The organism is Kocuria sp. UBA1838 (genome assembly GCF_002338785.1).
Classification (GTDB): domain Bacteria; phylum Actinomycetota; class Actinomycetes; order Actinomycetales; family Micrococcaceae; genus Kocuria; species Kocuria marina.
In genome coordinates this window covers 213211-222480 of the sequence record NZ_DDIY01000015.1, presented here as the reverse complement: position 1 = coordinate 222480, position 9270 = coordinate 213211, and the positions used below count along the sequence as shown (strand labels likewise).

General features: G+C 70.6%; 9 protein-coding genes and 1 pseudogene. 7 read left to right on the top strand and 3 right to left on the bottom strand.

Annotated elements, in window-relative coordinates; genetic code table 11:
* Nucleotides 1-293, top strand: a pseudogene (locus B3I25_RS07885) (hypothetical protein); the annotation flags it as partial.
* Entirely contained in the window at nt 293-493 is a 201-nt protein-coding gene (locus tag B3I25_RS07880) for a helix-turn-helix transcriptional regulator (protein ID WP_064846036.1), read from the top strand. The pseudogene B3I25_RS07885 and the gene B3I25_RS07880, both read left to right, overlap by 1 nt.
* Before the next feature lie 23 nt (nt 494-516).
* On the opposite strand, the gene B3I25_RS07875 is transcribed toward B3I25_RS07880, so the two are convergent.
* From B3I25_RS07875 to B3I25_RS07865, 3 genes are all read right to left on the bottom strand, one after another.
* Complete coding sequence (locus B3I25_RS07875) at nt 517-1962, bottom strand: carboxylesterase family protein (protein WP_286738520.1); 1446 nt, start codon at nt 1960-1962, stop codon at nt 517-519.
* Nucleotides 1955-2398 carry a GNAT family N-acetyltransferase gene (locus B3I25_RS07870; RefSeq protein ID WP_064846037.1) on the bottom strand — a complete coding sequence of 148 codons (444 nt, stop codon included), beginning with the start codon at nt 2396-2398 and terminating at the stop codon, nt 1955-1957. Before B3I25_RS07870 ends, B3I25_RS07875 begins: the two co-directional genes overlap by 8 nt.
* Before the next feature lie 69 nt (nt 2399-2467).
* Nucleotides 2468-4093 (bottom strand): alkaline phosphatase D family protein, encoded by a 1626-nt coding sequence (locus B3I25_RS07865; RefSeq protein ID WP_286738518.1) that lies wholly within the window; start codon nt 4091-4093, stop codon nt 2468-2470.
* 213 nt (nt 4094-4306) lie between these two features.
* Between B3I25_RS07865 and B3I25_RS07860 the strand changes: the two genes are divergently transcribed.
* The 5 genes from B3I25_RS07860 to B3I25_RS07840 form a co-directional block, all read left to right on the top strand.
* Nucleotides 4307-5023 carry a trimeric intracellular cation channel family protein gene (locus tag B3I25_RS07860; RefSeq protein ID WP_064846039.1) on the top strand — a complete coding sequence of 239 codons (717 nt, stop codon included), beginning with the start codon at nt 4307-4309 and terminating at the stop codon, nt 5021-5023.
* 546 nt (nt 5024-5569) lie between these two features.
* Nucleotides 5570-6460 (top strand): rhodanese-related sulfurtransferase, encoded by an 891-nt coding sequence (locus B3I25_RS07855; RefSeq protein WP_064846040.1) that lies wholly within the window; start codon nt 5570-5572, stop codon nt 6458-6460.
* A 181-nt stretch (nt 6461-6641) separates the two neighbouring features.
* Nucleotides 6642-7316, top strand: a complete 675-nt coding sequence (locus B3I25_RS07850) for an MOSC domain-containing protein (RefSeq protein ID WP_064846041.1) — start codon at nt 6642-6644, stop codon at nt 7314-7316.
* A gap of 179 nt (nt 7317-7495) precedes the next feature.
* Nucleotides 7496-8368, top strand: coding sequence for a uracil-DNA glycosylase (locus tag B3I25_RS07845; RefSeq protein WP_286738509.1), 873 nt, complete (start codon nt 7496-7498; stop codon nt 8366-8368).
* A 190-nt stretch (nt 8369-8558) separates the two neighbouring features.
* Nucleotides 8559-9270: LLM class flavin-dependent oxidoreductase (locus B3I25_RS07840; protein ID WP_286738508.1), on the top strand; the 712-nt coding region annotated here is incomplete at its 3' end.

The window sequence follows — 9270 nt, the reverse complement described above, 5'->3', positions numbered from 1 at the left end:
TCTTCGCGGTGTGCACCGCCGGGCCCATGTTCGCCCTGTCCTGGTTCGTGTTCGTCTCCCGGTACACGGTGAAGTCCGATCCCCACGCGGAGGACAACGTGGAGGGCCAGTGGTACGAGAAGGCGGCCTCGGGCGCCTTCCACGACTTCCTGATCGTGGCCGGGCTGGGCTGCGTCGTCCTGGCCCTCACACGATTCGAGATCGCGGGCTCGACCCTCCTGGTGCTGTTGCTCGTGTTCGTCATGGCCGATGCCGCCATCCGCTACGCGGTGCTCAACAGGCGAGGGGCCTAGTGGACAACCGGATCGCGGAGCGGAGGGGAGACCGGTCGTGGTCGCAGGCCCACCTCGCGCAATTGCTGGGCGTCTCCCGCCAGACCGTGATCTCAATCGAACGCGGCCGGTTCGACCCCAGCCTGCCCTTGGCGTTCCGGCTCGCCGCCGTGTTCGAGTGCCGGATCGAGGACCTGTTCACGCCCGACGCCGTCGAGTGACCCGTGTTCTCGAGCCACCCGGTTCAGACGGCACGACCCGTATCCGGCGGGAATACCCGCAGCCCCGCGCGGGAATCACTCGTGACGGGCTCGCCCCGCGCGAAGTCCGCCCACGCGCGGCGTAAGCGAGCGCCGTCGGCGAGGACGTCCGCCCACGTGTGTCCCTCGACCATGGGGGTGCGCTCCCACGCCGGGCCCGGGAAGAGCAGGGGCAGCTCGGAGATGTGCGCCGCGGCGATCGGGCTGCGCCCCACGCCCCATGAGAACTCGTAGCGCGCTCCCGTGCCACCCGAGTGGACATGGCGTTGCGCGAACCGGCGGGCACCCCGTCCGTAGAGCCGCTGGGTGAACGGGCTGATCAGGATCCGCTCCACACCGCGGGATTTGCGGGGGTGGTTCATCCGCCGGAGTAGCGGGGGGATGCGCGCGGTGAACAGCGCGGCTTCGCGGGTCGTGTTGCCCACGAGGACCTCCACGTGTGGGGCGGCCTCGCGCCAGTGGCGGTCCAGTTCGGATTCCGGCGGCAGCGGGTCGTGGCCGTACTGCAGTCCGAACGGCATCTGGCCCTTGAGTCCGAACCGCGTGGCGGCCTTGGCCACGCGCTGTTGCATCGTGCGGATGTCATCGAGCGACGCGTCCCGGGCCAGCGTGCTCGCGGTCGTGGCCATGAGCTCGCTCATCGTGGCGCGCCCGGCCAATAGGCCGAACGGCGCGCTCTGGATGACGGCACGGCGGAACAGGCCCCGAGCGCCGTCGGCGATCATGAGGTGCGCGACGGCGTCCCCGCCCGCGGACTGACCGAACGCCGTGACGTTGGCCGGGTCGCCGCCGAACGCGGCGATGTTCTCGCGCGTCCAGCGCAGGGCGGCGATCATGTCCAGTAACCCGAGGTTGGCGGGGATGTCCGCGCCGTCGCCCAGGAAACCGAGCAGCCCCAGTCGGTACGTCACGTTCACCACGACCACGCGCTGTTCGCTCACGAGCGCGCGCGGGTCGTAGAACGGCGCGTCCCCCGCGCCGGATGCGTACGACCCGCCGTGGATCCACACCATCACGGGCAGCCCGGCGTCCGGCGGCGTGTTCGCAGGCACGGTCACGGAGATGCGCAAGCAGTCCTCGTCCTGGGGCAGCTCTCCGATGTTGCTGCCCACGACGTCGTCCAGGAACGGCATGGGTGGTTGCGGGCACGCGGGCGCCGGTTCGGTCGCGTGGAGCTCCGCCGCCGACGCCGCGACGGGCCGCGGTCGCTCGAAACGCCCCGCGTTCGCGTACCGGATCCCGGTGGCCCGGTCCACTGGCCCGTCCCGCCATCCGATGATCCGCCCGCACGGTGCGTCCCACCGGGGTGCGGTGGGTGCGTCGGACGGGGGCGGGGCGGAGCGATCTGAAACGGCGTGACCCGGGACGGCGGCGTCGTCGTCCTGTGGGGCGGACCCCGGATTTCCCGGAGCGGGGGGACGCTCAGTCATGCGCGCCGCGATCCATGGACAGGCTCATCCCGATGGTCCGCGGCGCGGGGTCCGCGAACCCGTGCCGCTCGTACAGCGGACGCCCGGGCTCATCCGCCATGAGGGACACGTACGCGCCCGGCGGTGCGTCGCGGCGGATGCGATCCAGCAGCGCGCGCAGGACCGCGGAGCCGATGCCCCTGCACTGATGCGGCGGCAACACCGCCATGTCGATCACGTGGAAGTACCACCCGCCGTCCCCGATCACCCGGCCCATGCCCACGGTGTCACCGGACTCGTCGTGGATCGCGTGGATCGCCGCCCACGCGCCGCCGATCCCGGCCGCGGCCTGTTCCTCGGTCTTGCGGCTCATCCCCGCCTCACGGCGCAGCGTCAGGTAGTCCGGGATCGTGGGCGGGCCGTCCAGGACGGTGTAACCGGGCAGGGTGTCGTTCATGCTCCTATCCTGGCGCATCCGTGGACCACGGAACACCACGCCAGCGGGGTGTCCGCTGGCGCCGCGCGGTCACCGCTGCGGGGTGAGCGTGCGGGTGTAGACCGTGGTGCCGTTGGCGTTGATGAGGCGCACCGTGAACGCGCTGCCGTCCCCCGCGACGTTCACGTGTCCGAAGTACTGGTGCTCGCCCGAGCGCGGGGAGCCCATGGGCGGACCGGCCTGTTGGAAGTCCACGCGGGGGCCGAACGTGCGGTCCAATTCGTTGGGGCCGAAGGAACCGGCGTTGATGGGCCCGGCCACGAACTCCCAGAACGGCGTGAAGTCCTTGAACGCCGCCCGCTCCGGAGAGTAGTGGTGGGCCGCGCAGTAGTGCACGTCCCCGGTGAGGAACACCACGTTCTTGATCCGGTGGTCCTTGATCGCCTTGAGCACGCGGGCCAGCTGCAGCTCACGGCCCAGTGGTGCACCGTGGTTCGCGTTGGAGATGGATTCCTGTCCCTTCCCGTCCGGGACCACCAGACCCAGGGGGAGGTCGTTGCCGATGACCTTCCACGTGGCCCGGGACCGGCACAGCTCGTGGATCAACCACCGGGTCTGTTCCTCGCCCAGGATCTCCGTCTCGTGCGACTCCAGCCCATTGGTGTTCTCGCTCTTGAACGTGCGCATGTCCAGGGCGAAGACGTCCAGATGAGGGCCCCGGGCGATCTTGCGGTGGATGCGCGCGGGCTCGAAACCGGTGCCGCGGCGCAGTGCGCGGGAGTCGGCGATGGGCATGTACTCCTGCCACGTCTGCCGACCGCGGGCGGCCAGGGTGTCCACGTCCCAGACCTGCGTGTACCGCGGGTCGTCCAGGACCTCACCGGGCCACCAGTTGTTGGTGGTCTCGTGGTCGTCCCACTGCGCGATCACGGGGACCTCCGCGTACATGGCCCGCAGGTTGGTGTCCATCATGTTGTAGCGGTGGCGGCCCCGGAACTCGGCAAGCGTCTCGGCGACCTTGGAGACCTCCTCCGTGACCTCATTGCGCCACAGCGGTTCACCCGGTACCTGGCGCGTGGGCTCCAGGGGGTTGTCCGCGTAAATCGTGTCCCCGGAGTGCAGGAAGAAATCGGGCCGCGTGGCATGCATTGCCGCATAACCGCGCATGCCTCCGATCTCCGGGTTGATGCCGTAGCCCTGACCGGCGGTGTCAGCGGTCCATACGAAGGACTGGGGAGCGCACTGACCGCGGCGGTTCGTACGCTCCGGGGCGGTCGTGAACGACCCCGTGAGTCGCTCACCCATGCGTCCGGAGTCGTCCTCGAAACGGTACGTCACGTCGAAGCGGGTTCCGGCGGGAAGCTTCCGGGCCAGGATCTTGGCCGTGTGGTCGGTCCCGGGGTGGGCCCACCCGCTCACGAGGTGCAGCTTGGTGGCGTGGCGCCCGCGCAGGACGGTGCCGTCCGCCGCGGTGGCCCGCAGTACGGCGTGCAAGCGCCCCGCGCCGGAGGATCGTGCCCACAGCACGGCGGAGTCGGAGGTGACGTCGCCACTGGCCACCCCGCTCGGGAGGGTGAGGCGCTCGACCACGAGCCCCGGCCCGCGAGAGGGCTTGTCATGGGCGAGCGCGGCGGAGGGGACGGCGGTCACGGCGGCGGCCAGGGCGGCCCCGCTCATGAGCTGACGACGGTTCAAGGGGCCGTTCTGAAGAGTCATGACCTCATGATCGGCGCCGTGGGTGACCCGTGGATTGCTCCCGGGTGAATCTTCGGATCCGCTCTGACGTGCACCGATACCCCCACGGGGTGCACCACGGGCAGCCGGGGTTCCCACCCGCGTAACCGATCGACGTGCCGGTTGCCGCCCGGTGCGCCGATCGGCCCCTATGCTGGTCCCCGTTCACGCAACGGGTCGACGGGAGAACACGCAGTGAGCATCGAGGCGGCATCCGTCTTCAGCGCCGTGGATCTGCTGGGCGTGCTGACCAACGGGATCCTGGGCGGCGTCGTGGCCCGCCAATTGCGCATGGACCTCGTGGGATTCACGGTGCTCGCCATCGTCTCCGGACTGGGCGGCGGCATGCTGCGGGACACGCTGCTGCAACAGGGCTTCCCGGTGGCGCTGACCAACCCCGCCTACCTCACCTCCGCGCTCGCCGGCGCGGTGATCGCCTACCTCATGGTCTTCGGTCACCGCTGGACGATGCGCGCCCTGTTCGTGGCCGACTGTCTCTCGGTGGGGTGCTGGGCCGCCACGGGCACCGTCAAGGCCCTGGGTGCCGGGCTCGCATGGCCACCGGCCATCCTGCTGGGGGTCGTCACCGCCGTGGGCGGGGGGATGATCCGGGACATCGCCGTGGGCCGGTTGCCCGCCATCTTCGGCGGGAACACCCTCTACGCCACGAGCGCCCTGCTCTCGAGTGGCCTCATGGCGCTGCTCGCGGGCCTGGGTCACGAGACCGCCGGTATGGCCGGGGCCATCGTCCTCAGCGCCGTGGTCAGCGTCGCAGCGCGCCGTTTCGGGTGGCGCCTGCCCGGCCCCGCGAACCTCGGCCCCGGGGCGCTGGCACGGTTGCGCCGCAGACCCGCCACGGGCAGACACGTGCGTCGCGAGCGGGGAGGGGTGCGGCGGCGTCGTCGGGTGTGACACCGGAGCGGACCGCGCCGACAGGTCCGGACCCGGGGGCTCACGCGAACGGCGGACAACGCCGCTGCGTCCCGGTACGCGGGGAACGGTCAGCCGGCGGGGGGAGACGTCCTTCGCGGGCGCCTCGTTGGTCCATGACTTGGACGCGTTGCGACCCGCCAGCAGGGAGAAGATCACGATGAGCGCTGGGGGCGCCGACGGAAACGGACGCGGTGGACATGGTGCTCCCTAGAACGATGTGCCGGAGGTTCGGCGCCGGTGGGTCATTGGCGGCTCATCAAGTCGGGCGTCCACCGCGCGGAGCACGGATCGCGGGACCTGTGAGCCCCACACCGCCGGGTCGGTGACAGGTGCGGCCCTCCCCACGGCTGTATCCAATCCAGCGAGGGCCACGCGCACCCGCACCCCGCCCCACATCCCCCGCCTTACACCCCCGCGGCAATCCCACTCCACAACACACATGCCCCGGAACGACCGCGGGATCGGCCGGGAACGGCTTTTTCGGGGCATAGATGTTCGGTCGGAGCGGGGATCTACGCTGGAGTCATGTCCCTCCCCAAGATCGTGCTGTTCTACGTCTTCACACCCTTGCCGGATCCGGAGGCGGTGCGGTTGTGGCAGCTGAACCTGGCGCGGAGCAGCAATGTGACGGGGCGGATCATCGTCTCCGCACAGGGGATCAACGCCACGGTGGGAGGGGACATCCAGGACGTGAAACGGTACGTCCGCGGGCTGCGGGAGTACGTCCCGTTCAAGGATGCGGACGTCAAGTGGTCGGACGGCCGCGGGGACGACTTCCCCCGGTTGAGCGTCAAGGTGCGCCCCGAGCTCGTGTCCTTCCACGCCCCGGACGTCATCACGGTCACGGAGCACGGGGTCCAGGGCGGTGGCACCCACCTGACACCCCGCGAACTGCACCAGCTCGTGGACCGGGGCGGGGAAAACGTGGTGTTCTTCGATGGTCGCAACGAGCTGGAGGCGCGGATTGGGAGGTTCCGGGACGCCGTCGTCCCCGACACGGGCACCACGCGGGACTTCATCCGCGAACTCGACTCCGGGAAGTACGACCACCTCAAGGACAAGCACGTGGTGACCTACTGCACCGGGGGAGTGCGCTGCGAGGTGTTGAGCGTGCTGCTGAAGAACCGGGGATTCCGGGACGTGTACCAGCTGGACGGCGGGATCGTGCGCTACGGCGAGCAGTACGGGGACCACGGACTGTGGGACGGCTCCCTCTATGTCTTCGACAAGCGTATGCACATGGAATTCTCCCCTGATGCGCGCTCGCTGGGCCGCTGCGAGGAATGCGGCACGGCGACACCCACGTTCGTGAACTGCGCGGAACCCACATGCCGGCAGCTGTTCCTGTGCTGCGAGGACTGCACGGCCTCCGGGGCCCGGGTGTACTGTCCGGACTGTGTCCCGGCGCACGCATGAATCACAGCGAGCAAAGAGCAACGAGCAACGAGCAACGAGCCACGCGCGGCGCACGAAGCAGCACGCGGCAGCGCGAGACGCCGCGGGTCGTGAAGCAACTGACAGGCGGGCGGACCGGCCGGACCGCGCGAGCGGCGCCCATACCCCATCCGGTGAGCAGTCCCCGGGATCAGGAGGACCCATGGAGAATCCACAACTGACGGTCACGGATGCCGCGGTGGTCGCACTGCACACCGGCGCGGTGCGGCGGCAGCGCTGGGGCGGCAAGGCCTTCGACACCGCCGCGGACAAGGAGGCCCGCACGGACCGGGTGTTCCTGAGCGCCACGGGATTCATCGGCGACGAGCAAGGGGACATCCCGGTGCACGGCGGTCCCGAGAAGGCCGTGTGCTGCTATCCCCATGAGAACTACGACGCGTGGCGCCGCGAGGGCCGCGATCTGGGCCCCGGAGCGTTCTCCGAGAACCTCACGTTGCGCGGCGCCACGGAGGATCAGGTCCACCTGGGGGACGTGTACCGGGTGGGCACCGCGGTGGTCCAGGTGACCCAGCCCCGCACGCCGTGCGCCACGGTGTCCCGCAGGTGGCAGGACGCCCAGCTGCCCCGGGACATGGAGGACACCGGCCGCACGGGGTTCTACCTGCGGGTCCTGCGCGAAGGTCACGTGGCCGCGGGGGACACGTTCGAGTTCACGAGCCGGCCGTCGGGCGCGGTGTCCGTGAGCGATGTCGTGCGCATCATGAACGCCGGCATGGCGGACCCGGACGCCTACCGTGCGCTGACCCGCGCCCCGGAGTTCCCACAGCGCTGGCGCCGGCAGATCCTGCGCCGGCTCGGGGAGGACACCCTGCTCTGAGCCGCGGGCCCGACGTCGCGTGCTCGCCTCGGTCATTCCCTATATGTTCCGCTCGGGGCGGGGACGACGACGCTCGCGACCGGCGCGGACCGGCTCGGGCGGCCCGCCGCTCCGCGCCGCACGTCACCGCATTTCCGCACCCTTCCACACCCACTCGCACCCTTGAGACAGGCACCCGCATGGCTGAGAACCCCCAGACGCTCCTGCCCCACCCGCTCACCGGGCGGCTCTTCCCGTCCCCGGTGCCGCCCGGGACCGGGTGGCCGGAGGACCCCGCGCGAGCGGACACACCCGTGGCCCGCGACGCCGCCCGGGTGCGTGAGCTCGCGGCGGGGGCGAGCGACGTCGAGCAGCTCAACGCCCTGTGCAGCGTGTGTCGCACGTGCGAGCGGCTCGTCGAGTGGCGGGAGGACGTGGCCGAGCACAAGCGGGCGTCGTTCGCGGGGGAGCCGTACTGGGGCCGCCCGGTGCCGTCCTACGGGGACCCCATGGCGCGGCTCGTGATCGTGGGACTCGCGCCCGCGGCGAACGGCGGCAATCGGACGGGTCGCATGTTCACGGGGGATCGTGCCGGGGACTGGATCTACGCGGCGCTGTACCGCGCGGGGTTCGCGGCGAACGAGACCGTGAGCACCGCGGGGGACGGGCAGACGCTGCGCGGCGTGCGGATGATCGCCCCGGTGCGCTGCGCGCCGCCCGCCAACAAGCCCGCACCGGACGAGAAGGCGGCGTGCAGTGGGTGGTTCGAGCGGGAGATCGCGCTGCTCCCACATCTTGAGAGCATGCTCGCGCTCGGGGGCATCGCGTGGCACACGACCCTGGCCGCCGCGGCGCGCATGGGTTGGGACGTGCCCCGACCGCGCCCGAAGTTCGGCCACGGTGCCGTGGCACGGTTGCGCACGCCGGAAGGCCGCACGGTGCGACTCGTGGGGTGCTACCACGTGAGCCAGCGCAACACGTTCACGGGCCTGCTCACGCGTGAGATGCTCGACGACTTCATGGCCCTCGCCGCGGCCCCCGCCTCAGGGGAGGAGGAGTCTGGCGAGGCCTGACCCCGTGAACTGCCCCCGCGGGGCCGATTCCGGGGTGCGACGACGCCGCGCGCGCGGGCCGCTGGAAAATCACCCCCGCGGACACGGGCTGCCCGGACGCCGGCGTGCGATCGACACCGAGCGGCGTCGTGCTCATCGCGGAAGAAGTTGCACGGGAAATAAAAGGGGCGGGGTCGCGGTTGCACCGGTCATGAAGGCTTTCGGATTCCTGAGTTTCGGTCATTACGGTTCCGGGCGTGGAGGCGCGGACCCGGATGCTCGTCAGGCCCTCAAGGACGCGATCGAGATCGCCGAGGGCGCGGACGCGCTGGGCGTCAACGGCGCGTACTTCCGCGTGCATCACTTCGCACGCCAGTCCGCGTCCCCCATGCCCCTGCTGAGCGCCATTGCGGCCCGTACCCGCCACATCGAGGTGGGCACCGGCGTGATCGACATGCGCTATGAGAACCCGCTCTACCTCGCGGAGGAAGCGGCCCAGTTGGACCTCATCGCGGACGGCCGCGTGGCCCTCGGCGTGAGCCGCGGTTCACCTGAGCCCGCGCTGCGCGGGTGGGAGGCGTTCGGCTACCTGGGTTCCACGGATCCGCGCGGTGCGGACATCGCCCGGGAGCACTTCGACACGTTCCTGCGGGCCATCAAGGGTGAGCCCATGACCTACGCGGATCCCGCCCAGTACGGCGCGGGAGCACGGCTCGCCATCGAACCGCAATCACCGGGTCTCGCGGAACGCGTGTGGTGGGGTGCCGGTTCGGGCCGGACCGCCGAGTGGGCGGGCGAGCAGGGCGTGAACCTCATGAGTTCCACACTGCTCACGGAGGCCAACGAGGGTACGTTCGCCGCGCAACAGGCCGATCAGTTGCGCCGCTACCGCGAGGCCTTCGCGAAGGCGGGCCACACGCGTA